Here is a 26,241-nt window from a genome sequence, read left to right on the forward strand (position 1 = left end):
GTCACGCCTGGGGCAGCAGCTCGCCCAGCACCTGGCGGCTCACGTCGAAGAAGATCGCCGGGGCGAGCCGCAGCGTCGGATCGGTGCGGGTGACGAGCGCCAGCCGGTCGGCCGGCAGGCCGGCGGCGGCGAGCGGGATGAAGATCAGGCTGCCGTCGGCCAGCTGGCGGGCGATGCCGAAGCGTGTCTGGAACGCGACGAACTGGCCCTGCAGCGCCAGCGAGGTCATGAAGCGCAGCAGGTTGGCCTCGACGAAGCTGCGCGGCGCCAGGCCGTTGGCGGCGAAGGCGCTTTCGAGCGCGTCGCGGATCGACAGGCCCTTGGCCGGCAGCACCAGCGGATAATCGAGACAGTCGGCGAGCGCCAGCTGCGGGCGGGCGGCCAGCGGATGGTCGCGCGCCACGACCGCGCCGATCGCCAGGTCGCGGGCGAAGGCGACGCTCAGATGCGCCTGTTTCGGTGGATTGAACGTGAAGCCGATCTCGACGTCGCCGCGCGCGACCAGATCGGTTACCCGGCTCGAGGATTCGACCGTGACCGCGACATGGATCAGCGGGAAGCGCCGGGCAAATTCGGCGACGACCGCCGGCAGGAGGTCGCTCGCGATGCTCTCGACGGAGGCGACGCGCACCAGCCCGCGGCGCAGGCCCTGGATCGCGTCCATGTCGGCGGCGGTCGCCTCCAGGTCGCCCAAGGTCATGCGCGCGTGGCGCGCCAGCACCTCGCCCATCGGCAGGAGGCGCAGCGTCCGGCCCTGCCGCTCGAACAGCGGGCCGCCGATCGTCTCCTCCAGCTGCAGGATCTGCCGGTTGACCGCGGATGAGGCGATGTTGAGCTGGCGGGCGGCGGCGCGGATCGACAGCGTCTCGCACACGGCCGCGAAATAATAGAGCGCCGGCCCATAGAGTGCCCGCGCCAGCTGATCGCGCGTCAGCGCGGGCTTGCGCGGGGAAGGGCGGGGGCGGTTGATTTCCGAGGTCATGCAGCAAGGGTACTGCCAATGCTCTCTCTTTGACAGCGACGGCTTGTAATTGATGCCATTTTGCGCTCGCGCCGCTCGCCAAATACTGCTTGTCGCTCGTGCGTTCCGGGCCGACGCTTGAGGAAATGGGCGACTCTGTCCGATGGGGATTTATGCAGCAGTTTTCAGGAGCTCGGGGGTGCGGCCGATGAGCGGCGACTACCCGCGCGATCTCGTCGGCTACGGCGCCAACCCGCCCGATCCGCGCTGGCCGAACGGTGCGCGGGTGGCCGTGCAGATCGTCATGAACTACGAGGAAGGCGGCGAAGCTTCGATCCTGCACGGCGACGCCCATGCCGAGACCTACCTGCAGGAGGTGGTCGGCGCGCCGGCGATCCAGGGCGCACGCAACCTGCAGGTCGAATCGATCTACGAATACGGCAGCCGTGCCGGCTTCTGGCGGCTGATGCGGCTGTTCCAGGAATTCGACGTGCCGGTCACCGTGTTCGCGGTCGCCATGGCGCTCGAACGCCATCCGGACGCGGCTGCCGCGATCCTCGCGGCCGACCACGAAATCGCGAGCCATGGCTGGCGCTGGATCGACTACCAGCATGTGCCGGAAGAGATCGAGCGCGAGCATATCCGCCTCGCGGTCGAGACGCTGACCCGGCTCGCAGGCGCGGCGCCCCTCGGCTGGTACACCGGCCGGCTCAGCCCCAACACCCGTCGGCTGGTGGTCGAGCACGGCGGTTTCCTCTACGACGCCGATGCCTATAACGACGATCTGCCTTACTGGGTCGTCGAGGCCGGCCGGCCGCATCTGGTCGTGCCCTATACGCTCGATGTCAACGACATGAAGTTCGGCACGGCCCAGGGCTTCAACCAGGGCCAGGATTTCTTCACCTACGCCCGCGACGCGTTCGACGCGCTCTATGCCGAAGGCGGGCGGATGATGTCGGTCGGCCTCCACACAAGGCTCATCGGCCGGCCGGGCCGCATCCAGGGCCTGCGCCGGTTCCTGCAACATGTCCGCGCCCACAAGGACGTCTGGGTGTGCCGGCGGGTCGACATCGCGCGGCACTGGATCGCCGAGCATCCTTATGCGGAGGCGGCACCATGAATTTCGACGCGCTCCCGCGGGCGGAGTTCCTGGACCGGCTCGGCGGCATTTTCGAGCATTCGCCCTGGGTCGCCGAGGCGGTCGTAGACCGGCGGCCGTTCGGCAGCCTGGACGGGCTGCACCGCGCCATGGTCGCAGCCGTCATGGCGGCCGAGCCCGCCCAGCAATTGGCGCTGATCGAGGCCCATCCGGAACTGGCCGGCAAGCTCGCCCGCTCGGGCGGCCTCACGGCGGCCTCGGCCGGTGAGCAGGCGAGCCTCGGCCTCGATCGGCTCGACCAGGCGGAGGTCGCCCGGTTCGACCAGGCGAACGCCCGCTATCGCGCGCGCTTCGGCTTCCCGTTCATCATCGCGGTCAAGGCGCAGCGCGACCGGCGGGTGATCCTGGGCGCGCTCGAAACCCGCGCCGAGCATGACCGGGCAACCGAGATCGCGACCGCGCTCGCCGAGGTCGCCAAGATCGCACGGTTCCGGCTGGAAGCGCTGGCCGAATCGGGAGCGGCGTCATGAGCAGCGGACGCCTCACCATCCATGCGCTCGACACCAGCCTCGGCCGGCCGGCGGCGGGCCTGGTCTATCAACTGTTCCGTCTCGACGGGCCGGAGCGGACCTGGCTGGCGAGCGGCCGGACCAACGCGGACGGCCGCGGCGACGGGGCGCTGCTTGCCGGCGCCGACCTGGTGCCCGGTCTCTACGAGATCCTGTTCGAGGCCGGCGCCTATCAGAAGGCGAACGGCATGGCGGCAGACGCGCTGTTCTACGACCAAGTGCCGATCCGCTTCCGTGTCGGCGACCCCGCGCAGAACTATCACGTGCCGCTGATCCTGGCGCGCTACGGCTACACGACCTACCGGGGCAGCTGATGGATCGGATCCGCTTCCTCATCGACGGCACGGTCCGGACCTTGGGCGGCTTCGACCCGACGCTGACTGTGCTCGACTATCTGCGCGGCCTCGAACGGCGCTCAGGCACCAAGGAGGGCTGCGCCGAGGGCGATTGCGGCGCCTGCACCGTCGTGCTGGGCGAGCCCGTTGACGGCACCGTGCGCTATCGGGCGGTCAATGCCTGCATCCTGTTCATGGGTGCCGTCGACGGCAAAGAGCTGGTGACGGTCGAGAGCCTGGCCACCGCCGATGGCCCGGCCCATCCGGTCCAGCAGGCGCTGGTCGACTGCCACGGCTCGCAATGCGGCTTCTGTACGCCCGGCTTCGTCATGGCGCTCTATGCGTTGTGGCGCCAAGGTGGCCGGCCCACGCGGGCCGAGATCGAGGAGGCGCTCGCCGGCAATCTCTGTCGCTGTACCGGCTACCGGCCGATCGTGGCCGCCGCCGAGCGCGCCTGCGCCGCGGCCGACCGGTGCGAGCCCCGGCCGGTCGCGAGCGTGGCACAGCTGGCGGCGCTCGAGCCCGCCGAGACGCTTGCGATCGAGCAGGACGGCCGCCGCTTCTTGGCACCCACCGACCTCAATGCGCTCGCGGAGCTCGTGCTGGCCCATCCAGATGCGACCTTGCTTGCCGGCGGCACCGATGTCGGTTTGTGGGTGACGAAGCAACTGCGCCGGCTCGACACCGTGATCTACCTGGGCCGGGTCGCGGGGCTCGCGGACATCGCGGTCGATGCCGCCGGCATCACGATCGGCGCGGCCGCGACCTATACCGACGCGATGCCGATCTTGACGCAGCGCCATCCAGAAATGGATGGGCTGCTGCGCCGGCTCGGCTCGACCCAGGTGCGCAATGCCGGCACGATCGGCGGCAATATCGCCAACGGCTCGCCGATCGGCGACAGCCTGCCGGCCCTGATCGCGCTCGGCGCCGTCCTGGTGCTGCGCCGGGGCTCGGTCGAGCGGGAATTGCCGATCGAGGATTTCTTCTTGGGATATCGCCAGACGGCGCTGGCCGCGGGCGAGTTCCTGGCGCGCATCCGCGTGCCAGGTGCGGGACCCACGACCCGGTTCCGCGCCTACAAGATCTCGAAACGGTTCGACCAGGATATCTCGGCCGTATGCGGCGGCTTCGCGGTGACGCTCGACGACGGCCGCGTCGCCGACATCCGGCTCGCGTTCGGCGGTATGGCGGCCGTCCCGGCACGCGCGCGGCAGGCGGAGCAGGCGCTCCTCGGCCAACCCTGGACCGAGGCGGCCGTTGCGGCGGCGCTGCCGGCGCTGGCGCTCGATTTCTCACCGCTCAGCGACATGCGGGCGAGCGCCGACTATCGAGCCCGTGTTGCGGCGAACCTGTTGCGCAAGTTCCAGCTCGAGACGAGCGGTACCGGATCGATCGATGTGCTGGCGCTCGCGGAGGCCCAGCCATGAGTGCCATCCCCGAGACCGTTCATCGCCCGGTCGCCCACGACAGCGCCGACAAGCATGTGCGCGGCACGGCGCGCTACGTCGACGATCTGCCGGAGCCGCGCGACCTGCTCCATGCCGCGATCGGCCTCAGCACGCGCGCCCATGCCCGCATCCTGGGGCTCAACCTCGATGCAGTCCGCGCCGCGCCCGGCGTTGTCGCGGTCATGGCTGCGGAAGACTTGCCGGCGTCGAACGACATCGGCCCGGTGCTGCCGGGCGACCCGGTGTTCGCCGATGGGCTCGTCGAATATCACGGCCAGTCGATCTTCGCGGTCGCGGCCGAGAGCGTCTTTGAGGCCCGCCGCGCCGCCCGGCTCGCGCGCGTCGATTACGAGGACCTGCCGGCAGCGCTGACGGTTGAGGCGGCCCTTGCGGCAGGCAGCTTTGTGCTGCCGACCAGGGTGCTGCGGCGCGGCGATGCGGCGGCGGCGCTCGCCCAGGCGCCACATCGCTTGAGCGGCCGCTTCGCGGTCGGCGGCCAGGATCATTTCTATCTGGAAGGCCAGGTCGCGATGGCCGTGCCGGGCGAGGACGGCGACATGCTGGTGCTGAGCTCGACCCAGCATCCGACCGAGGTGCAGCACCTGGTCGCGAAGGTGCTGGGCCTGCCGGACCACGCGGTCACGACCGAGGTCCGGCGCATGGGCGGCGGCTTCGGCGGCAAGGAGACCCAGGCCGCGATTGTCGCCTGCGTCGCGGCCTTGCTGGCGCGCAAGACCGGCCGGCCGGTCAAGCTCAGGCTCGACCGCGACGACGACATGGAGCTGACCGGCAAGCGGCACGATTTCCTGATCGACTATGACGTGGGCTTCGCGGACGACGGCCGGATCGACGGCGTCGAATTCACGCTCGCGTCCCGCTGCGGCATGTCGCCGGACCTGTCGGGCTCGATCAACGACCGCGCCATGTTCCACGCCGACAATTGCTACTTCCTGGAGCATGTCACGATCACGTCCCACCGCTGCAAGACGCACACGGTGTCGAATACAGCGTTCCGCGGCTTCGGCGGGCCGCAGGGCATGATGGCGATCGAGTATGTCATGGACGAGATCGCCCGCCACCTGGGCCTCGACCCGCTAGCGGTGCGCCGGCGCAATTTCTATGGCACGACCGACCGCAACGTGACGCCCTACGGCATGGTGGTCGAGGACAACATCATTCCGGACCTGGTTGCGGAACTGGTGGCGAGCGCCGATTACGATGCCCGGCGGGCCGCGGTCGATGCGTTCAACCGGTCGAGCCGCTGGCTCAAGAAAGGCCTGGCGCTGACGCCGGTGAAGTTCGGCATCTCGTTCACGGCGAAGCACCTCAACCAGGCGGGCGCGCTCGTCCATGTCTATACCGACGGCAGCGTGCTCTTGAACCACGGCGGCACCGAGATGGGGCAGGGCCTCTACATCAAGGTCGCCCAGGTCGTGGCCGAGACGCTGGGCGTGCCGCTCGAGCGGGTGAAGCTGACCGCGACCTCGACCGGCAAGGTGCCGAACACCTCGCCGACGGCAGCCTCGTCCGGCGCCGACCTCAACGGCAAGGCGGCGGAGGCCGCGGCGCTGACAATCAGGGACCGGATGGCCGAAGTCGCGGCCCAGCGCTTCGGCGTGCCGGCGGAAGAGATCACGTTCCGCGAGGGCCGGGTCAGCGGTGGCGGGCAGAGCATCAGCTTCGCAGAACTGGCAAAGGCGGCCCATCTGGCGCGGGTCCAGCTGTCGTCGACCGGCTTCTACCGGACGCCGCGGCTCGACTGGAACGAAGCGACGCATCAGGGCCGGCCGTTCTTCTATTTCGCCTATGGCGCTGCGGTTGCCGAGGTGGCGATCGACGTGCTGACCGGTGAATCAAAGGTGCTGCGCGCCGATCTGCTGCACGACTGCGGCCGTTCGCTCAATCCGGCGATCGATCTGGGCCAGGTCGAGGGCGGCTTCATCCAGGGCATGGGGTGGCTTACGACCGAGGAGCTTGCGTGGGACGCGCAAGGCCGGCTCACGACCCATGCCCCGTCGACCTACAAGATCCCGACCGCGTCCGATGCGCCGCGCGACTTCCGCGTGGCGCTCTATCGCGGCGACAACCGGGAAGACGCGATCTATCGCTCCAAGGCGGTCGGCGAGCCGCCGCTCATGCTCGGCATCGCGGTGTTCCAGGCCCTCAAGGACGCGGTCGCGGCGGCGGTCGGGCCGGGTGTCTCGCCCCGTTTCGATGCGCCCGCGACGCCAGAGCGCGTGCTGCTCGCGATCGAGCATGTCCATGCGGCGGCGGTTGAACCGGTGGCGGCGAAATGACCGACTGGATCGACGCGCTTGCCCGTCTCAAGACCCGACGCGAGTCGGCGGTGCTGGTGACCGTCGTCACGGCCAACGGTTCGACGCCGCGCGAGGCCGGCTGCAAGATGGTGGTCACGGCTGACGGGCTCTATGGCACGATCGGCGGCGGCCATCTCGAATTCCGCGCGCTCGAGATCGCCCGCGCGCTGCTGGCGGATCCGACCGTCGGCAGTGCTGGCCCGGTGCTCAAGGAATTCCCGCTCGGGCCGGCGCTCGGTCAATGCTGCGGCGGGGCGGCGGGCCTGCTGTTCGAGCCGGTGCTGCCGCCCGGGCTCGTGGTGGCGCTGTTCGGCGCCGGCCATGTCGGTCGCGCGCTCGCCCATGTGCTGGGCACCCTGCCGTGCCGCGTTCTCTGGATCGACCCGCGCGCGGCCGAATTCCCGCCTGACGTGCCCGGCAATGTCGAGATGCTGGTCTCGGCGCTCCCGGTCCATGAGGTCGAGCGGCTGCCGGCCGGCGCCCAAGTGCTGATCATGACCCACAGCCACCAGCTCGACCTCGAGCTGGTCGACGCGGCGTTGAAGCGGACCGATTTCGCGACGGTCGGGCTGATCGGTTCGGCTACGAAACGAGCCCGCTTCGTCAAGCGGCTGGCGCTGCGCGGCCATGGGCTCGACACGATCCGCCGGCTCGTCTGCCCGATCGGCGTGCCGGGCGCCGGCGGCAAGCATCCGGCGGAAATCGCCATCGCGGTCGCAGCGCAGATCCTGCAGACCGATCAGGCCGTCCGGCTGGCGCCGGCGGAAAAGGGCGCCGCAACGGCGTCGAACGGAGGAATATTCGGGTGAGTGCGGAAATCTTCATGCGCCGGGCCATAGCACTCTCGGTCGAGCAGGTTCGTGCCGGCGTGGGCGGCCCGTTCGGCGCGGTCATCGTCAAGGACGGCCGCATCATCGCCGAGGGCGCCAATCGCGTGACCTCGTCGCACGACCCGACCGCCCATGCCGAGATCGTGGCGATCCGCAACGCCTGCGCGGCGCTGCATGATTTCAACCTTGCCGGCTGCGAGATCTATACGAGCTGCGAGCCGTGCCCGATGTGCCTGGCGGCGATCTATTGGGCCCGGCTCGACCGCATCCATTACGGCAACGGCCGTGCCGATGCGGCGCGGATCGGCTTCGACGACGCGTTCCTCTATGACGAGATCGCGCAGCCGCTGGGCGCGCGCCGGATCCCGACGGTCCAGCTCTTGCCCGACGAGGCCGAGGCCGCCTTCGCGGCCTGGTCGGCCAAGGCGGACAAGATCCCCTACTAGCAGGTCCAAGGCGATGTCCGGAGCGACGACGCCGGTCTATCTCGACTATCCGGCGACTACGCCGTGCGATCCGCGCGTGGTCGACGCCATGCTGCCGTTTTTTTCGGCAACGGCCGCCAATCCGCACAACCGGAACCATGCGCCCGGCCGGGCTGCGGCGGCGGCGATCGAGCGAGCCCGGGCCGAGGTGGCGGCGCTGATCGCGGCCCGCCCGGCGGAGATCCTGTTCACCTCGGGGGCGACCGAGGCGAACAATCTGGCGCTCAAGGGCGTCGCCCGGGCGCGCGCCGCGCGCGGCCGGCACATCGTCACCGTCGCGACCGAGCATGCCTCGGTGCTGGAGCCGCTGGAGGCACTCGCCCGCGAGGGCTGGTCCGTCACCGTGCTGCCGGTCGACGCCGGCGGCCGCGTCGACCCCGACCGGCTCGCCCGCGAGCTCCGCCCCGATACGGTGCTGGTCTCGGTCATGGCGGTGAACAACGAGATCGGCGTGATCCAGCCGCTTGGTCCAATCGGCACGCTGTGCCGGGCGCGCGGCATCCTCTTCCACAGCGATGCGGCCCAGGCGGCGGGGCGCATGCCGCTCGACGTGGACGCGCTTGAGCTCGATCTCGCGAGCGTGAGCGCCCACAAGCTCTATGGCCCGCCGGGCGTGGGCGCGCTCTATGTCCGCTCGGCGACGGCAAGCGACCTCAAGCCGCTCATGGAGGGCGGCGGGCAGGAGCGGGGCTTGAGGCCCGGCACGCTGCCGACGCCCTTGATCGTCGGCTTCGGCCAGGCAGCCGCGCTTGCCGCGGCGGCGCTGCCGACGGAGACGGCGGAGGTCGGCCGCTTGACCCAGCGGCTCTGGCAGGGGCTGAGCCGGGCCGTGCCCGGCTTGCGCCGCAACGGCGATCCGGCACATGTGGCCCCAGGCCTGCTCAGCCTGACCTTTCCGGGCATCGACGCGACGGAGCTCATGGAGGCGCTGCCCGAGCTGGCGCTGTCGAGCGGGGCAGCCTGCCAGGCCGAGTCGGGGCTGCCGTCGCCGGTCCTGACGGCGCTCGGCCTCGATCCCGTCGCGGCGCAGGCGACGCTCAGGCTCGGGCTCGGCCGGTTCACGACCGGGGCCGAAATCGACCGCGCCGTTGCGGCGATTGCGCGGGCGGCCGCGGCGCTGGCCTGAACGGTCGCGTGCCCGTTCCGGCTTCCGCTGTTGCCGGAACGGCAACGCGGCCCGATTGGGGCAGATCGGCGGGCAGCCTGCCGTTGAATTGACCAAGCGCGAATAGTGGGGCGGCACCGGGCGCAAAGATCCGCCAATCGTTGCCGAAACGCGTACGGCGTCGCACCCGATCGGGCAGGGCGTCGGACGGCCGCCCCTGACCGGAATCGCTCAAGTCTGCTGCGACTTTGGCGCGACTGTGGTGCGCCGGTTACAGGGGGATGACGGCATCGCGGCGCGGGTTCATTCCGGCTCGCCGTCTGGCACGGATCCTGCTACCGATTTGTGAACGTTGCGATGAAACAAAAAAACTGTCGGGGTGGTTACTGCGCGTCGCGCAGTTCTGGGAAATGAAGGGTCGAGAAAACGGGCAGTGAAAGCTGCGCTTTGGGGAAATTGCTGAAATTGGCGAAGTGCTGCGGTCTTGCGATCCGGAGAGGTCGGGGGCCCGTGCTGCGCGCTGCTTGAATATTCAAAGACGGGGGACTGGTGATGAGGGGTTTTAGGCACGGGCCGGCGACGGTCCGCTGGACGGGGCTGCTGAGCGCCTGCAGCGTGTCGGCCCTGGCGCTGGCAGCTGGGCTGTCGGGGGTTGTGGGACTGGCGGGCACGGCACGGGCGCAGGATGCGACGGCTCAGGCCGGGACACAGGCGGGTGCGCAGGCGGCTGCCCCGGCGCTCGAGCAGATCGTCGTGACCGCTCAGCACAAGCCGGAATATGAGAAGGACGTGCCGCTGGCGGTGACGTCGCTCGATGCGCAGACGGTCGACAACTTGACGTCGAGCGGCGACGATATCCGTTTCCTCGCCGCCCGCGTGCCCAGCCTTAACGTCGAATCCTCGTTCGGCCGAACCTATCCGCGCTTCTATATCCGCGGCCTCGGCAATCCGGACTTCACCTACAACGCGCAGCAGCCGGTCTCGGTCGTCAGCGACGACGTGGTGCTGGAAAACCCGATCCTGAAGGCGTTCCCGGTGTTCGACGTGCAGGACGTCGAAGTGCTGCGCGGGCCGCAGGGCACGCTGTTCGGTCGCAACACGCCGGCCGGCGTGGTCAAGATCGACACGAGGAAGCCGAACGACGATTACAGCGGCTATGTTGACCTCAGCTACGGCAACTGGAACACGGTCAATTTCAGTGGTGCCGTCGGCGGCGCCATCGTGCCGAACATCCTCGACTTCCGCGCCTCCGTGCTCGAAGAGCGGCGCGACGACTGGGTGCACAACGTCAATCCGAACACGCCCTATCACCGGGATCTCGAGGGCTATACCGATACGGCGGCCCGGCTGCAGCTGCTCTACAAGCCGACCGACACGCTCGACGCGCTCCTCGAAGTGGACGGCCGCGCGCTCGACGGCACGGCCCGCCTGTTCCGCGCCAATATCATCCAGCCCGGCACCAACAAGCTGGTCGACGGCTTCCGCGTCGACCGGGTCGATTTCGACGGCGACAACTACCAGAACCTCGGCACCTGGGGCACGCACCTCACTGTCAACAACGACTTCGGCCCGGTGACACTGACCTCGGTCAGCGCCTATGAGCACGGCAGCGTGCGGAGCCGCGGCGACATCGACGGCGGCAATTTCAGCGCGGCCGTCGGCTCGCCGTTCCTCAGCCCCGGCTCGAACCTCTTCTCGGACGAGACGAGCGATTCCATTCCGGGTCTCGACCAGTTCACCCAGGAAGTACGCCTGCAGACGAACGGCGACGGTCCGTTCTTCAACCAGGGTGGCTTCTTCTATTTCCACGAATATCTCCGGGTCGATTCGTTCTCCTACAATACCGATGGCTCGACCGCGGTCTCGATGAACCAGACCCAGGGCACCGAGTCGTTCGGCGTGTTCGACTCCGCGACCTACAAGGTCACGGACGACCTGAAGCTCGGCGCCGGCATCCGTTTCAGCACGGATTCCAAGGACTACAACGTCGGCTGCTTCATCGGTTGCTTCAATCCGCTGAAGCCGACGCTCCATACCAACAGCTCCGACACGACGTTCGACCTGAGTGCGACCTATTCGGTCACGCCCGACATGAACGTCTACGGCCGGATCGCGACCGGCTATCTGGCGCCGGCGCTCGATGGCCGCAATGTGGAGTTCGACGGTTTCTCCGGCCCGGCGCCGCTCTCGGTCGCCAAGGCCGAGACCACGACCTCCTATGAAATCGGCCTCAAGTCGAACCTGCTCCAGCACCGGGCGAACCTGAACCTGACCGCCTATGCCTGGAACACGGACAACCTGCAGCTTGCCGCGATCGGCGGTTCGACCCAGGGCACCAACCTCCTGAACGCCAAGAGCGCCATCGGCGAGGGCTTCGAGGCCGAGTTCGAGTTCAAGCCGACCGAGCAGTGGCTCTTGACCGCGAGCGGCAGCTACAACTTCACGCAGATCCAGGATTCGAGCCTGGAGGTCTCACCCTGCAGCGCCTGCACGGTCACGAGCCCCATCGATCCGGTGACCGGCAACGTCAAGATCAACCACAACCCGCTGCCCAACGCGCCGCGCTGGGTGCTGGATGGCACGGCGCGCTACAGCATCCCGTTGAACCGGAACAACGAGGTCTATGTGCTGACCGACTGGTCCTATCGCAGCACGGAGAATTTCTTCCTCTACCAGTCGAAGGAATTCACCGGCCAGTCGCTGCTCCTGGGCGGCCTGCGCGTCGGCTATGTCGATCGCGATCGCGGGCTCGAGTTCGCGGCCTACGTGCACAACATCCTCGACAATGTGAAGGTCACGGGCGCCATCGACTTCGACAACCTGACCGGTTTCGTCAACGATCCGCGGACTTACGGCGTCGAGGTTCGTTACCGCTTCTGATTGCGGGTGCGGCAGTGGGGTTCGAGCCCGAGGCGGCTCGAACCCTACGCGCCGCTGCCATTCGAGAGCTAGAGACATCATGAGGTTCTTTGCGCGGCGGACGGCGCTTGCCTTCCTTGCCTTGTCGTTCGTCAGCATGGGGCTCGTCGGTCTGGTGCCGGCCCGGGCCGACCAGCCGATGCTCGTCATCCACGACAATGATTTCGTGGGGCCGGGCGGTCCAGACATCCAGCCGGCCGTCATGCTGCTCGGCAACCCGGCGGTCCGGGTGCTGGGCTTCACGGTCGTGAGCGGCGACGGCTGGGAGCCCGAGGAGACGGCGCATCTGCTGCGCTTTCTCGAGATCGCCAAGCGCACCGACATTCCGGTCGTGCAAGGCGCGGTGTTTCCGCTGGTCAATTCGGTCGAACGCATGCGCGCCTGGGAACAGGCCTACGGCAAAATCCCGTGGAAAGGCGCCTGGAACGACCCGAAGCCGGGCGAGAATTTCCATCCGGACGATCCCTATCTCGTCCCGGACAATCCGTCGGGCAATCCCACGACCAAGCCGGCCCCCGGCACGGCCGCCGAGTTCCTGATCCAGCAGGTGCGTGAACACCCGCACCAGGTCACGATCCTCGAGAGTGGGCCGCTCACCAACTTGGCGCTCGCGATCCGGCTCGATCCGGAATTCGCCTCGCTCGCCAAGGAGCTGGTGTTCATGGGCGGCCTCGTCGGCAACAACCCGCTGCAGGTGACCGGTGACGCCGACTTCTATTCCGACTTCAACATCCTGTTCGACCCCGAGGCGGCCCATATCGTGCTGACGGCGCCCTGGGCGAAGATCGTGTCGGTCGGCAATGTCACGAACCAGACCATGATGACGCCGGAACTCACACAGCGCATGGCCGCGGTCAAGACACCGGTGACCGAGTTCCTGGCGAAATATGCGCAGAAGCTGCCGATGTGGGACGAGCTCACGGCCGCCGTCACGGTCGACCCGAGCCTCGTGACCAAGACGGTCGACGCCTACATGGACATCGACCTCGAGCACGGCATGCATTACGGCCAAGCCCATGTCTGGCCCGAGGCGACCCGGCCGCACCAGGGCGAGCGCAAGGTCACGATCGTCGAGAGCGTCGATTTCGACCGCTTCTACGACGCCTTCGTCAAGGCGGCGCAGTTTCCGGTGAAGGGGAAGTAGGGGGCGCTCATGTCCCCTCGCCCGCGAGAGCGGGAGAGGGGACTCCGCCCGGCATCCCTGATCTTTCGCACCGACGCGCGACGGGCGGCACTTGCCCTGTGTCCTCGCCGAATGCTCTGATGCCGCGCCGGCATCGCCGGTCGAGAGTCGGGGGGCGAGGGTCGAGATGGAGCGTCGTGGCCGATGAGACTCAGACTGGTTTTATCGGCCGTGGCAGCCCTTTGCGCCGTCGTGGGATGCCCGTCGTGGGCCGCGCCGTCGGAAGCTGTCCAGGCGGAGCTGCCGATCCTGTTCGTCCACGGCAACGGCGACAGCGCGGCGCTCTGGGAGACCGACATCTGGCGCTTCGAGAGCAACGGCTATGACCCGGCGCTCCTGAGTGCCATCGACTTCCCGCACCCGACGGCCAGGGCGGCTGAAGACGTGCCGGAGCCCAATCGCAGCAGCGTGGCGGACGAGCGCACGGCGCTCGCGGCGGCAGTCGACCGGGTGCTGGCGGAAACCGGCCGCTCGAAGCTCGTGCTCGTCGGCTCGTCGCGCGGCGGCTATCCGATCCGCGACTATATCCGCCATGATCGCGGCCGCGCGACCGTGGCGCTCGCGATCCTGGGCGGCACGCCCAACCACGGCGTCTTCGCCCTGCCGTTCTACAAGCGGTCCAACGAATTCAACGGCGACGGCCCGTTTCTGGAAGGGCTCAACCAACCGGCCGAGACCGATCCGGGCGTGCATTTCATGACGTTGCGCAGCGACCGTAACGACAAGTTCGCGCAGCCGACCGGCCGCTACATCGGCTTTCCCTATGTGCCGACCTTCATCGGCCACGATGGGCCGGCGCTGGCCGGGGCGGACAATATTGTGCTGCCGGGCCTCGATCATCGCGAGGTCGCCTTCCATCGTCTGGCGTTCCGCGAAATCTATTGCGTCGTCGCCGGGCACGAACCCACGACGCTCGATCCCGTGCCGATCGACCATCCGGTGCTCGACGGCATGGTGAGCGGCTTCGAGAACGGCGCACCGACGAACCTGCCGCTTGGCGAGGCCACGGTCACGGTCTACGCCGTCGATCCCAAAACTGGCCTTCGCCTCGGCGCGCCCGTCTGGCAGCAGACGACCGGCGCCGACGGACATTGGGGCCCGTTCACCGCCGACGGCACGGTCTATTACGAGTTCGTCGTAACGGCGCCCGGCTATCCGACGACCCATATCTTCCGCACGCCGTTCCCGCGCTCGTTCCGCTATCTGGACCTGCGCCTCGCCCCGGTCGATCCGGCCTATGCCAAGGCCGGCGCCATCGTGACGCTCACCCGCCCGCGCGGCTATCTGGCACATGGCCGCGACCGGTTCACGATCGACGGCACGGAGCCGCCGGGGGTGGAAAGCGGCGTGCCGGCGGTCGACAGCGTGACGCGCGCCTTCGAAGCCGGGCCGGCGCGCTCGGTGCCGGTCACCTTGAACGGCGAGCACCTGACGGTGCGCACCTTCCCGCTTGGCGAGGGCCATGTCGTGTTCGCCGAATTCCACTATTGAGAGGGTGGGGCGGAAGCCCGATTGGCAACGGCTGGGTTCGACCCATACTTGCCCAGGCAAGCCCCCGTCCGCCTTTTTAGAAGCGGCCAAAGCTATGACGATCGAGGACACCGATAAAATCGATTTTGTGACCATCAGCGATGGTGGTGAAGCCCTGCTGACGATCAGCGATCATCTCTCCTGGGACGATCAGAGCAGACACCTGCTGTTATTGCAGGAAAAGCTCAACGCCTATCTTCGGTTCACAGAAAGTGGTGAACTTGGGCGGAAATTTCCTGAGACAATCGAGTGTCCGATAGTTTTCAATATAGTAGCAAAGTTTGAGCCTTCCGACGTCGCTAATGCGTTTCTCGCCAAGGCGAAAGAAGCGATAGATGCTGCCGGGTTCGATTTACGATTGACCGTCAGGCGATCCCATTGAATTGACGCAACGTCCGCTTTGGCTTGGCTGTTGCCACAACCGGACTGACCGGAATCCACCCATCCCAGTCCCCGCTGATTACGTCTCCAACCAGCCGGCTCCTACTCCGGCTGGTCTGGCCAGCGGACCTGCTTCAGGCACCAGAGCATGGCCTGCTGTTTGGTGATGCGGCCGGCATGATCCATGTCGAGCCGGGCGAAGCGCCGTGCCGACTGGTCCATGAAGTCCTTCTTGGTCACCTGGAAGCGCAGGCTCGTGTCGGCCGACATCACGAGGTCCGGCTCGGCGCGCAGGTCGGAGCCGCCCTGAACGAGGTCGCTCAGCGATCTCGCCTTCTTGCCGCCGCCGAAGATGTCGGCGTCGGCGACTTGCACCGGGCGCGCCTCGCTGCCGTCGCCGCCGCCGGTCCGGTTGCTGAGAGGCTTCAACGGCTGGTGCCCCTGGAAGCCCGCGCGATATTGCGCGAGCGTGCCGGGCGTGATGATGCCGTCGTGGTTCAGGTCCATGCGGCTGAACTGTGCCTCGGCATCCGCCATGAACTCGGCGCGGTCGATGACGCCGTCGTGCTTCGTATCGATCCGGTCGAACCAGGTGGCCAGGATCGGCGGGCAGCCGGGCGAATCGAAGCCCTGCAGCGGCGGCGTCGGCAGCGGTTCGCCGTTGGGCGTGGTGACGGCGATGGTATAGGGCTGGTGCGCCGCGTCGCCATTGCAGGCGGCGAGGCCCAGGACGAGGGCGAGAGCCACGATCGGGCGACGGAAGCGGTGGGCGGGGATCATCGGGCGGGTCTCTCAACGTATCTCATGTCATTCAGCCGCGATTATTCAGCCGCTCGGGCTGCCGGCAGCAGGCGCGCCTGTGCCGCGGCATATTCCTGCTTCAGCCGGTCGACGAGCTGGCCGGCGCCGATCACGGACTTGACGGCCCCGATGCCCTGGCCCGAGCCCCAGATGTCGCGCCAGGCCTTGGATTTGGCGCTGCCGCCGCTGAAGTTCATCTTGGTCGGGTCGGACACTGGCAGGTTGTCCGGGTCGAGGCCGGCCTGGACGATCGAGGCCTTGAGATAGTTGCCGTGCACGCCGGTGAACAGGTTCGTATAGACGATATCGTCGGCCCGGCCGTCGACGATCGCCTGCTTGTAGGCCCCGGGCGCGTTCGCCTCGGCAGTCGCGATGAAGGCGGAGCCGACATAGGCAAGGTCGGCACCCATCGCCTGGGCCGCCAGCACCGCGCCGCCGTTGGCGATGGCGCCCGACAGCACGAGGGGGCCTCCGAACCATTCGCGGATTTCCTGGATGAGCGCGAAGGGCGAGAGCGTGCCGGCGTGCCCGCCGGCGCCCGACGCGACCGCGATCAGGCCGTCGGCCCCCTTCTCGATCGCCTTGCGGGCGAATTTGTCGTTGATGACATCGTGCAGCACGATGCCGCCATAGGAATGGACCGCCTGGTTCACGTCTTCGCGGGCACCCAGCGACGTGATGACGATCGGCACCTTGTACTTGACGCAGAGTTCGAGGTCGTGCTCGAGCCGGTCGTTCGACTTGTGGACGATCTGGTTGACCGCGAACGGTGCCGCCGGCCGGTCCGGATGTGCCGCGTCGTGCGCCGCGAGCTCGCGCGTGATGCGCTCGAGCCATTCCTCCAGCACCTCGGCCGGCCGCGCGTTCAGCGCCGGGAAGCTGCCGACCACGCCCGCCTTGCACTGGGCGATGACCAGGTCGGGGCAGGAGATGATGAACAGCGGCGACGCGATGACCGGCAGTTGCAGACGATCGCGCAGGATGGCGGGCAGGCTCATGGTGTCTCCTCGGGCTCGGCGCTTCCAGCACCCTTCTTGCCCGGCACCTTGCCGCCGGGCGGAGCCGGGCGCAACCGTCCTGCTGTCACGGGGCCGGTGTAACGGGGCTCTTCCCCCCGGCGGGCGGCTCGCCTAGTATGCGGCCTCCGACGGTTCCCCTCGGGGATCAAAAGGGAACGCGGGCCCGACGTCCTGACGGACGTTCGTAAGCCGCGGCTGCCCCCGCAACTGTAAGCGACGAGCCAGCATCGACGATGCGCCACTGGGCCTCGAAGGCCCGGGAAGGCCGATGCGACGGCGCCGACCCGCGAGCCAGGAGACCTGCCGTCGGAACGCGCCAAAGCGGCAACGACGGGCGGGGTGCACCGGCGGGATGGTCTCGGGACTTGAGCGGGATCGGCCTTTTGCACGCGATGGCGAACGGTGGAGTTCGACGAGCGTGGCCCAACCTTCAAATTCCCTCGGCAAGATACCCGCGACCATCGTCACCGGCTTCCTCGGTGCCGGCAAGACGACGCTCATCCGCCACCTGATCGCCCATGCCGGCGGCCGGCGGCTGGCGCTCATCGTCAACGAGTTCGGCGAGCTCGGCTTCGACGGCGAGCTCCTGAAGGGCTGCGCCAGCGAGACCTGCCGGGCAGAGGACATCGTCGAGCTCGCGAACGGCTGCATCTGCTGCACCGTCGCCGACGATTTCCTGCCGACCATGGAGGCGCTGCTCGCCCGGCCGGACCGGCCCGACCACATCATCATCGAGACCTCGGGCCTGGCGCTGCCGAAGCCGTTGGTCCAGGCGTTCGACTGGCCGTCGGTGCGCACGCGCGTCACGGTCGATGGCGTCGTCGCCGTGATCGATGCGGACGCGACCGCGGCCGGCCGTTTCGCAACCGACCCCGAGCTGCTGGCGGCCCAGCGCGCGGCCGATCCCAATTTCGAGCACGATGCGCCGCTCGAAGAGCTGTTCCACGACCAGCTCGCCTGCGCCGACCTGGTCGTGCTCACCAAGACCGACTTGATCGACGCGGCACGGATCGCCGCGGCCGAGGCTGAGGTCGCACGCTTCACCCGCCCGGGCGTCAAGACCGTGCGCGCCAGCTTCGGCGAGCTGCCGGCTGCGGTGCTCCTGGGCCTGGGCGCGGCCGCGGAGGACGACATCGCCGGCCGCAAGTCGGTCCATGACGATGAGGGCGAACACGACCACGACGATTTCGACAGTTTCTGGCTCGAAATCCCGGCGGCCGCCTCGACCGCGGCGCTGGTCGACCGGCTGAAGGCGGTCGCCGGCCGGCACGACATCCTGCGCATCAAGGGATTCGCGGCGATTGCCGGCAAGCCGATGCGGCTCGTGGTCCAGGGAGTCGGCGAACGGTTCGGCCATTATTTCGACCGTGCCTGGGCCGCGGGCGAGGCGCCGGTCGGCCGCCTGGTCGTGATCGGCCTCAAAGGGCTCGATCAGGCCGCCATCCGCGCAGAACTGGCGGCCTGATGCATCTGCTGAAGGCGACACCGGGACGGGTCGAGGCGGCTGGCGAGGCCGTCCGGCTCGCCCAGTCGCCGGGCGACATCGTCTTCCTGTCGGCGGCGGATACGGAGCTTGCGGCGCTGGCCGTCGCGCGCGCCGCGTGCCCCGACGATTACCCGAGCCTGCGTGTGGCGAGCCTGCTGCAGCTTGGCCATCCGATGACGGTCGATCTCTATCTGGACGAGGTGATTGCGCGCGCCAAGCTGGTCGTCGTGCGCGTGATCGGCGGCATGGGCTACTGGTCCTACGGCGTCGAGCGCATCGCCGCGTCGGGTGTGCCGTGCGCCTTCCTGCCCGGCGACGAACGGCCGGACGACGACCTGATGGCAGCCTCGACCGTCGACCGGGCGGCGGTCGTGCGGCTCTGGCGCTATTGCCTCGAGGGTGGCCCCGCCAACATGCGCGCGCTGCTCGACCAGGCGGCGGCGCTTCTGGGGCATCTGGTCGAGCCGGCGCCGCCGGTGCCGCTGCCGCGCGCCGGCTTCTATCGGCCGGGCGAGGGCGCGGTGCCGCTCGACCGGCTCGATCCGGGCACGCGGCCGGTCGTGCCGGTCGTGTTCTACCGCGCGCTCTTGCAGGCGGGCGACCTGGCACCGGTCGACGCGCTGGTCGAAGCGCTCGAAGCCCACGGCCTTGCGGCCCTGCCGATCCATGTCGCGAGCTTGAAGGACCCGGTCTCGGCGGCAGTCTTGACGCAGACACTCACGCGCCATCCGCCGGACGTAATCCTGAACCTGACCGGCTTCGCCGTCTCGACCCAGGGGGGCGATGGGGCGGACAATCCGTTCGCCGCGGCCGACTGCCCGGTGTTGCAGGTGATCCTGGCCGGCCAGGACGAGGAAACCTGGCGCAGCGGCCAGGCCGGCCTCACGGCGCGCGACCTCGCCATGAACGTGGCGCTGCCCGAGATCGACGGCCGGATCATCACCCGCGCGATCTCGTTCAAGTCGGCCGGCGACGTCGATCCGCTGGTCGACAGCGCGCTCGTCCGGCATCGCCCGGTCGCCGACCGGGTCGCATTCGTCGCGGAGACGGCGGCCCGCTGGGTGCGACTCCGGCGCACAACGGCGGCGGATCGGTGTATCGGCCTCGTCATCGCCTCCTATCCTGGTCAGGACGGCCGCATCGGCTGCGGCGTCGGGCTCGACACGCCGGCGTCGGCGATCGGCATCCTGCGCCGGCTCGCCGACGAGGGCTACGCGACCGGCTCCGGCTTCGACGACGGCGACCGGCTGATGCGGGATTTGGCCGGCGCCGCAGAGCCTTATCCGGTCGCGGATTATGAGCGCTTCTTTGCGACCCTGCCGGCGCCGGTGCGGGCGGCGGTCGAGGCGCGCTGGGGGGCCGCGGCCGAGGACCCGGGCGTCCGCGACGGCGCCTTCCGCCTCAAGATCCTGCGCGCCGGAAATATCGCGGTCTTGGTGCAGCCAAGCCGCGGGCCGGGCTTGGATCCGCGCCAGGCGCACCACGACCTGGCGCTGGTGCCGCCGCACTTCTATCTCGCGACCTATGCCTGGCTCCGGCGCGCGTTCGACGCCCATGCGATCATCCATCTGGGCAAGCACGGCACGCTCGAATGGCTACCGGGCAAGGCGGTCGCTTTGTCCGAGCAATGCCTGCCGGAGGTCGTGCTCGGGCCGATGCCGCATCTCTATCCGTTCATCGTCAACGATCCCGGCGAGGGCAGCCAGGCGAAGCGTCGCGTCCAGGCCGTGATCGTCGACCATCTGACACCGCCTTTGACCCGGGCCGAGGCCTACGGCCCTCTGGCCGAGCTCGAACGGCTGGTCGACGAATATTACGAGGCGGCGGGCGTCGATCCGCGCCGGCTCGCGCTGCTCCGCGACGCCATCCTCGACCTCGCAGCCCGGACCGGGCTTGACCGCGACTGCGGCATCGAAGCGGGTGAGACGTCCGACTCGGCGCTCGCCAAGCTCGACAATCATCTCTGCGAGTTGAAGGAACTGCAGATCCGCGACGGGCTGCATGTGTTCGGGCAGTCGCCCGCGGGCGACCAGCTCCTGGACCTGCTCGTGGCCCTGACCCGGCAGCCGCGCGGGGCGGGCGAGGGCGGCGACGCCTCGCTGACGCGGGCGCTGGCGCAGGATCTGGCGCTCGAGTTCGATCCGCTGACAGCCGAGCTCGGCCAGCCCTGGACGGGGCCGCGCCCGGCGGCGCTCGTCGGGTCTGACGCCTGGCGCACCGCGGGGGACACGGTCGAGCGGCTCGAACTTCTGGCGCGCGCGCTCGTCGGCGGGCGCCCGTGCGATCCGGCCTGGGCGTGCACGCGCGCCGTGCTCGATGCGATCGAGCAACGCCTTCGCCCCGCGGTCGAAGGCTGCGCCGTCCATGAGTTCGACGGTCTCGTGAAGGGGCTCGCCGGCCGCTTCGTGCCATCCGGTCCCGCGGGCGCGCCGACGCGGGGGCGGCTCGACGTACTGCCCACGGGCCGCAATTTCCATGCCCTCGACAGCCGGGCCGTGCCGACGCCGACCGCCTGGCACCTCGGCTGGCGCGCGGCCGGCCTCATCGTCGACCGCTATCGCCAGGACGAGGGCGACTGGCCCCGGCGCATGGCGATCACCGCCTGGGGGACCGCCAACATGCGCACGGGCGGCGACGACCTAGCCCAGGCGCTGGCGCTCATGGGCGTGAAGCCGACCTGGGATGGCCCGTCCAACCGCGTGACCGGGTTCGAGATCCTGCCGTCGTCGATCCTCGACCGGCCGCGCGTCGACGTGACGCTGCGCATCTCCGGCTTCTTCCGCGACGCCTTCCCGACCCAGGTGGCGCTGTTCGACGCGGCGGCGCGCGCCGTGGCGTCGCTCGACGAGCCGGAGGACGTGAACCCGCTCGCTGCCCGCGTGCGCGGCGAGGCGGCGGCGCTCGAGGCGGCCGGAGTCGAGCCCGCGCGCGCCCGGCTCCAGGCCGGCGCCCGCGTGTTCGGTGCGGCACCCGGCCGCTACGGCAGCGGGCTCGAGGCGCTGCTGACCGATCCGGAAGCCGCGATCGACCCGGCCGAGGCCTATCTTGCGGCCGGCGGCTTCGCTTACGGCGCGGGGCTCGCGGGCGAGGCGCTGCACGATCGCTTCGTCGATCGCCTCGCGGCGGTCGAGGCAGTCGTGCAGAACCAGGACAATCGCGAGCACGACCTGCTCGACAGCGATGCCTATTGGGGCTTCGAGGGCGGGCTCGCCGCGACAGTGACGCAGCTCCGCGGCCGGGCGCCAGCGATGTTCCATGCGGATACCGCCAATCCGGAGCATCCGCGCATCCGCACGCTCGCGGAAGAAATGGCGCGCGTCGTGCGCGGCCGCGCCGCCAACCCGAAATGGCTCGCTGGCGTCATGCGCCACGGCCATAAGGGGGCGGCCGAGATCGCGGCCACCGTCGACTATCTCGCCGCCTTCGCCGACCTGGTGCCGGTCGTTTCGCCGCAGCATTTCGAGGCGATCTACGACGCCTATGTCGCGGACGACACGGTTCGCCATTTCCTCATCACCCGCAACCCGGCGGCCGCTCGCGCCGTCGGGCAGCGCTTGGCCCAGATGATCGCGGCCGGCCGCTGGCAGCCGCGCCACAACCGGGCGCACGATCTTTTGCAGGAGCTCCAGGCATGACCGAGACACCCGAGGACTTCGCCCGCGCCGACGAGAAGTCGAAGAAGCGCAAGGAAGCGCGCGACAAGATCATGGCGACCAAGACAGAGACCAAGGGCCTCTTGATGGTCCATACCGGCAAGGGTAAGGGCAAGTCGACCGCCGCGTTCGGCGTCGCGTTCCGCGCCTTGGGCCACGGCATGCGCGTCGGCATCGTGCAGTTCGTCAAGGGCAAGTGGGAATCGGGCGAGCGCGCCGCCTTCGCCAAGTTCGGCGACCAGGTGACGATCCATGCCCATGGCGAGGGCTTCACCTGGGAGACGCAAAACCGCGCGCTCGACATCGCGAGCGCCCGCGCCGCCTGGGATCTGGCGGTCGGCATGATCGAAGCGGCGCGGAACGAGGGCGCCTACGACCTGCTCGTCTTCGACGAGCTCAATATCGCACTGCGCTATGACCATCTGCCGGTCGACGAGATCGTGTCCGTGCTGCAGGGCCGGCCGGAAGGCCTCCACATCATCGTTACCGGCCGCAACGCCAAGCCGGAGCTGATCGAAGCGGCCGACCTCGTGACCGAGATGGAGGCGGTGAAGCACCCGTTCGCCGCCGGCATCAAGGCGCAGAAGGGCATCGAGTTTTGACGCACTGGCTCACCATCGTCGGCATCGGCGAGGACGGCGAGCTTGGCGCCGAGGCACGGGCGGCGGTTGCCCACGCCGACCTGCTCATCGGCGGCGCGCGCCATCTGGCGCTCGTGCGGGAAAGCCAGGCGGAGCGCCGTGCCTGGCCGTCGCCCATGATGCCGCTGGTCGACGAGATCCTGGCGGGTCTGCGCGACCGCAAGGTCGTCGTGCTGGCGAGCGGCGACCCGATGCTGCACGGCGTCGGCGCCACCTTCGCAGCCCGGCTCGCGCCCGGCGAGTATCGCGTGATCCCGCAGGTCTCGGCCTTCAGCCTGGCCTGCGCTCGGCTCGGCTGGCCCCAGGCCGAGGTGACGCTCATCTCGGCCGTCGGCAAGCCGCTCGACCTGATGCGCGTCGCGGTTCAGCCGGGGCGACGTCTTACGATTTATGGCGCCCAGGCGGCCGCGGTCGCGGCGTTGTTGACGGACATGGGCTATGGCGGCAGCGGCGTCACGGTGCTGGAGCATCTGGGCGGCCCAGCCGAGGCGCGGCGCGACGGCATCGCGCGGTGCTGGGATCATCCCGCCGGGGCCGATCTCGCGGTGGTCGCGGTCACCTGCCTCGCCGATGCCGAAACCCGGCCGCTCGCGACCCTCGCCGGGTTGCCCGACGAGGCCTATGACAGCGACGGCCAGATGACGAAGCGCGAGGTGCGCGCCGCGACGCTCGCGCGCCTCGTGCCGCTGCCGGGCCAGCTCTTGTGGGACCTGGGCGCCGGTACGGGGACGATCGGCATCGAATGGTCGCGCGCGCATCCGTCCTGTCGGGTGATCGCGGTCGAGCGCCGGCCGGACCGGGCCCAGCGCATCGCCGCCAACGCTCGGGCGCTGGGCGTGCCGGGCCTGCGGGTCGTTGAGGGTGAATTGCCGGCGGCGCTCGATGGGCTGCCGGTGCCGGACGCGATCTTCATCGGTGGCGGCATCGGCACCGACGGATTGGCCGAGCGCTGCTGGGCCGCGCTCAAGCCCGGCGGCCGGCTCGTCGCCAATGTCGTCACGATCGAGGGCGAGGCGACGCTTGCCCAGTGGCATGCCCGACTGGGCGGCGAGCTCGTGCGCATCGCCGTGTCGCGCGCCCGGCCGATCGGCGGTCTGCTCGGCTGGAAGAGCCTGGCGCCGGTCACGCAATGGGCGGCCATCAAGCCATGACCGTCCGGCGCGCCATCGGCATCGGTGCTGCCTCGGCGGCCCGGCTCGAGGATGTGCTGGTGCTTGTCCGCACGACCGTCGGCCGGTTCGACGGCGTCTGCCTCGCGACGATCGACCGGCGTGCGGATCTGGCTGCGGCTGTTGCCAAGGCGCTCGATCTGGAGCTGCGTCTGTTCTCAGCCGAGGAACTGGCCGCCGTTCCGGGCACTGTCACGCCCTCGTCCCGGTCGGCTGCCGCGGTCGGCAGCGCCAGCGTCGCGGAGGCGGCAGCCCTGGCGGCGCTCGGCCCGGGCGCGCGGCTCGTCCAGCCACGCCGGACCGGCATTCTCTGTACCTGTGCGCTCGCGGAGCTCCCATGACCGTCCATTTCATCGGCGCCGGCCCCGGCGCCGCCGATCTCCTGACCCTGCGCGGGCGCGACCTGATCGCCGCCTCGCCGGTCTGCCTCTATGCGGGTTCGCTGGTGCCGCCGGGCGTGCTCGCCCATGCGCCAGCGGGGGCTCGGATCGTCGATACGGCCGAGATGCATCTGGACGAGATCATCGCCGAGATCGCCGCGGCGCATGAACAAGGTCTCGACGTGGCGCGGCTTCACTCGGGCGATCTCTCGGTCTGGAGCGCCATGGCCGAGCAGATGCGGCGGCTGGACGAACTCGGCATCCCTTACGACGTGACGCCGGGCGTGCCGTCCTTCGCCGCCGCTGCCGCGGCCTTGGGCCAGGAGCTGACCCTGCCCGAGGTGGCGCAGACCCTGATCCTCACCCGCACCGCGACGCGCTCGACCGCCATGCCGCCGGGCGAGGATCTGAAGAGCCTGGGTGCGACCGGCGCCACGCTCGCGATCCATCTCTCGATCATGAACCTGGCACGCGTCGTGGCCGACCTGACGCCGCTCTATGGCACTGATTGCCCGGTCGCGGTCGTGTTCCGCGCGAGCTGGCCCGACGAGCGGGTGCTGCGCGGCACGCTCGCGACGATCGAGGGCGTGGTCAAGGAAGCCGGCATCGACCGCACGGCACTGATCCTGGTCGGCCGCGGCCTCGGCCGACCCAGCTTCGGGACGAGCCATCTCTACTCGGCCGACCGCGAACGGCCGCGGCGCAGGACGTGACAGGCACCCGTCGCTCGCTCTGGATCCCCGCCTTCGCGGGGATGACGATCGATATTGGCCGTCGTTCCCGCGTAGGCGGGAATCCAGGGCAAGCGAAGGTTCTATCCCGCCCGCCCGACCGGATTGCCCTCGCGATCGACCACCAGCACGTCGACCGCGACCGGAGCGCCGGCGAGGGTTGCGAGCGCGGTCGCGCGGGCGCGGGCGGCGATGGCGTCGGCCAAGGGCAGGCCGGCCGCTTGTGCCAGGCGCAGCGCGGCGAGGCCGGTGTTGGCGGCGGCGATGTCCGCGACGAGCGTCGGCGCGGCACCGATCTCCGCCGCGACGGTCGCGAGCCAGCCGAGATCGACCTGGGACCGGCCGGAATGCAGGTCGAGATGGCCCTGAGCGAGCTTCGTCAGCTTGGCGAAGCCGCCGGCGATGGTGAGCCGCGGCACCGGATGGCGCTTCAGGTACTTGAGCAGGCCGCCGGCAAAGTCGCCCATGTCGAGGAGTGCGCCCTCCTCGAGCCCGTAGAGCTTCATGACCGCCGCCTCGGAGGTCGCGCCGGTGGCGCCCGCGACGTGGGTTACGCCCGTGGCACGCGCGACATCGATGCCGCGATGGATCGAATGGATCCAGGCAGCGCAGGAATAGGGCACGACCACGCCGGTCGTGCCGAGGATCGAGAGCCCGCCCAGAATGCCGAGCCGGGGGTTCCAGGTCCTGGCGGCGATCGCCTCGCCGCCCGGGATCGAGATCTCGACCACCAGGTCGCCGGTATCGCCCAGCGACGCCGCGATCTCGGCTACGGCGGCGCGCATCATCTGGCGCGGCACCGGGTTGATCGCGGGCTCGCCGACCGGCAGCGGCAGGCCGGGCTTCGTCACCGTGCCGACGCCGGGGCCGGCGCGGAACGTGACGCCGCTGCCGGGCGGCCCGCGCCGGACGGTCGAGAGCACGAGCGCGCCATGGGTCACGTCCGGGTCGTCGCCGGCGTCCTTGACGATGCCGGCGGTGGCGCTGTCGCCGTCGTGGCTCTCCTTGGCAAGCGCGAAGCTCGGCCGCTCGCCGCCGGGCAGCAGGATCTCGACCGGATCGAGGAACCTGCCGGTGATGAGCGCCGCATAGGCCGACTTGGTCGCGGCCGTGGCGCAGGCGCCCGTCGTCCAGCCGCGGCGCAGCGGCGCGCCTTCGGGGGGCAGGGTATCGTCGGCGTTGTCGTCGCTCATGG

At 69.4% G+C, this 26,241-nt stretch carries 22 protein-coding genes and 1 riboswitch; of the genes, 18 read left to right on the forward strand and 4 right to left on the reverse strand.

The genetic code is table 11. From position 1 onward, the window contains the following. Nucleotide 1: 1 nt before the first annotated feature. Nucleotides 2-982, reverse strand: a complete 981-nt coding sequence (locus IEY58_RS04635) for a LysR family transcriptional regulator (protein WP_189042986.1) — start codon at nt 980-982, stop codon at nt 2-4. A gap of 187 nt (nt 983-1,169) precedes the next feature. Here IEY58_RS04635 and puuE point away from each other — a divergent pair, with 187 nt between their 5' ends. The 12 genes from puuE to IEY58_RS04695 all read left to right on the forward strand — a co-directional run bounded on the left by puuE (nt 1,170) and on the right by IEY58_RS04695 (nt 15,167). Further along, entirely contained in the window at nt 1,170-2,081 is a 912-nt protein-coding gene (gene puuE, locus IEY58_RS04640) for an allantoinase PuuE (RefSeq protein WP_189043515.1), read from the forward strand. Continuing rightward, nucleotides 2,078-2,590 (forward strand): 2-oxo-4-hydroxy-4-carboxy-5-ureidoimidazoline decarboxylase, encoded by a 513-nt coding sequence (gene uraD / locus IEY58_RS04645; protein ID WP_189042988.1) that lies wholly within the window; start codon nt 2,078-2,080, stop codon nt 2,588-2,590. Before puuE ends, uraD begins: the two co-directional genes overlap by 4 nt. Then, nucleotides 2,587-2,943 (forward strand): hydroxyisourate hydrolase, encoded by a 357-nt coding sequence (uraH, locus tag IEY58_RS04650; protein ID WP_189043523.1) that lies wholly within the window; start codon nt 2,587-2,589, stop codon nt 2,941-2,943. The genes uraD and uraH overlap by 4 nt, the downstream gene beginning before the upstream one ends. Further along, a complete protein-coding gene (gene xdhA, locus IEY58_RS04655) occupies nt 2,943-4,394 on the forward strand; it encodes a xanthine dehydrogenase small subunit (RefSeq protein WP_308422388.1) in 1,452 nt (483 codons plus the stop codon). The genes uraH and xdhA overlap by 1 nt, the downstream gene beginning before the upstream one ends. Continuing rightward, nucleotides 4,391-6,712, forward strand: coding sequence for a xanthine dehydrogenase molybdopterin binding subunit (gene xdhB / locus IEY58_RS04660; RefSeq protein WP_189042990.1), 2,322 nt, complete (start codon nt 4,391-4,393; stop codon nt 6,710-6,712). The genes xdhA and xdhB overlap by 4 nt, the downstream gene beginning before the upstream one ends. Further along, nucleotides 6,709-7,542: a xanthine dehydrogenase accessory protein XdhC gene (xdhC, locus tag IEY58_RS04665; RefSeq protein WP_189042992.1), complete on the forward strand. Its 834-nt coding sequence runs from the start codon at nt 6,709-6,711 to the stop codon at nt 7,540-7,542. Before xdhB ends, xdhC begins: the two co-directional genes overlap by 4 nt. Then, on the forward strand, nt 7,539-8,009 hold the full coding sequence (locus tag IEY58_RS04670) for a nucleoside deaminase (RefSeq protein ID WP_189042994.1): 471 nt from the start codon (nt 7,539-7,541) through the stop codon (nt 8,007-8,009). Before xdhC ends, IEY58_RS04670 begins: the two co-directional genes overlap by 4 nt. Before the next feature lie 13 nt (nt 8,010-8,022). After that, complete coding sequence (locus IEY58_RS04675) at nt 8,023-9,174, forward strand: cysteine desulfurase family protein (protein WP_189042996.1); 1,152 nt, start codon at nt 8,023-8,025, stop codon at nt 9,172-9,174. 531 nt (nt 9,175-9,705) lie between these two features. Continuing rightward, the gene (locus IEY58_RS04680) at nt 9,706-12,033 is read left to right on the forward strand and encodes a TonB-dependent receptor (protein ID WP_189043000.1); all 2,328 of its coding nucleotides are present in this window, start codon (nt 9,706-9,708) and stop codon (nt 12,031-12,033) included. A 79-nt stretch (nt 12,034-12,112) separates the two neighbouring features. Beyond that, complete coding sequence (locus IEY58_RS04685; RefSeq protein WP_189043002.1) at nt 12,113-13,216, forward strand: nucleoside hydrolase; 1,104 nt, start codon at nt 12,113-12,115, stop codon at nt 13,214-13,216. 183 nt (nt 13,217-13,399) lie between these two features. Next, entirely contained in the window at nt 13,400-14,746 is a 1,347-nt protein-coding gene (locus IEY58_RS04690) for a hypothetical protein (protein ID WP_189043004.1), read from the forward strand. A 94-nt stretch (nt 14,747-14,840) separates the two neighbouring features. Next, nucleotides 14,841-15,167 (forward strand): DUF6572 domain-containing protein, encoded by a 327-nt coding sequence (locus IEY58_RS04695; protein WP_189043006.1) that lies wholly within the window; start codon nt 14,841-14,843, stop codon nt 15,165-15,167. A gap of 101 nt (nt 15,168-15,268) precedes the next feature. Here the strand turns inward: IEY58_RS04695 and IEY58_RS04700 are convergent, their stop codons facing one another. Next, nucleotides 15,269-15,946 carry an EF-hand domain-containing protein gene (locus tag IEY58_RS04700; protein ID WP_189043008.1) on the reverse strand — a complete coding sequence of 226 codons (678 nt, stop codon included), beginning with the start codon at nt 15,944-15,946 and terminating at the stop codon, nt 15,269-15,271. Between the two features lie 41 nt (nt 15,947-15,987). Then, complete coding sequence (locus IEY58_RS04705; RefSeq protein WP_189043010.1) at nt 15,988-16,965, reverse strand: NAD(P)H-dependent flavin oxidoreductase; 978 nt, start codon at nt 16,963-16,965, stop codon at nt 15,988-15,990. Nucleotides 16,966-17,098: 133 nt separating this feature from the next. Further along, nucleotides 17,099-17,308, forward strand: a riboswitch (cobalamin riboswitch). 96 nt (nt 17,309-17,404) lie between these two features. Between IEY58_RS04705 and cobW the strand changes: the two genes are divergently transcribed. From cobW to cobM, 6 genes are read left to right on the forward strand one after another with little or no spacing between them, the layout of a single operon-like run. After that, entirely contained in the window at nt 17,405-18,451 is a 1,047-nt protein-coding gene (cobW, locus tag IEY58_RS04710) for a cobalamin biosynthesis protein CobW (RefSeq protein ID WP_229743487.1), read from the forward strand. Beyond that, complete coding sequence (gene cobN / locus IEY58_RS04715; protein WP_189043014.1) at nt 18,451-22,107, forward strand: cobaltochelatase subunit CobN; 3,657 nt, start codon at nt 18,451-18,453, stop codon at nt 22,105-22,107. The genes cobW and cobN overlap by 1 nt, the downstream gene beginning before the upstream one ends. Then, complete coding sequence (gene cobO / locus IEY58_RS04720; RefSeq protein WP_189043016.1) at nt 22,104-22,727, forward strand: cob(I)yrinic acid a,c-diamide adenosyltransferase; 624 nt, start codon at nt 22,104-22,106, stop codon at nt 22,725-22,727. The genes cobN and cobO overlap by 4 nt, the downstream gene beginning before the upstream one ends. Then, nucleotides 22,724-23,917 (forward strand): precorrin-6y C5,15-methyltransferase (decarboxylating) subunit CbiE, encoded by a 1,194-nt coding sequence (gene cbiE / locus IEY58_RS04725; protein WP_189043018.1) that lies wholly within the window; start codon nt 22,724-22,726, stop codon nt 23,915-23,917. Before cobO ends, cbiE begins: the two co-directional genes overlap by 4 nt. Next, nucleotides 23,914-24,276, forward strand: a complete 363-nt coding sequence (locus IEY58_RS04730; RefSeq protein WP_189043020.1) for a cobalamin biosynthesis protein — start codon at nt 23,914-23,916, stop codon at nt 24,274-24,276. The genes cbiE and IEY58_RS04730 overlap by 4 nt, the downstream gene beginning before the upstream one ends. After that, nucleotides 24,273-25,028, forward strand: coding sequence for a precorrin-4 C(11)-methyltransferase (cobM, locus tag IEY58_RS04735; RefSeq protein ID WP_189043022.1), 756 nt, complete (start codon nt 24,273-24,275; stop codon nt 25,026-25,028). The genes IEY58_RS04730 and cobM overlap by 4 nt, the downstream gene beginning before the upstream one ends. Nucleotides 25,029-25,129: 101 nt before the next feature. Here cobM and IEY58_RS04740 read toward each other — a convergent pair whose 3' ends face one another. After that, entirely contained in the window at nt 25,130-26,239 is a 1,110-nt protein-coding gene (locus tag IEY58_RS04740; protein ID WP_189043024.1) for a cobalt-precorrin-5B (C(1))-methyltransferase, read from the reverse strand. Nucleotides 26,240-26,241: the final 2 nt, after the last annotated feature.

Origin of the sequence: Aliidongia dinghuensis, assembly GCF_014643535.1 — a bacterium.
Classification (GTDB): Bacteria; Pseudomonadota; Alphaproteobacteria; order ATCC43930; family CGMCC-115725; genus Aliidongia; species Aliidongia dinghuensis.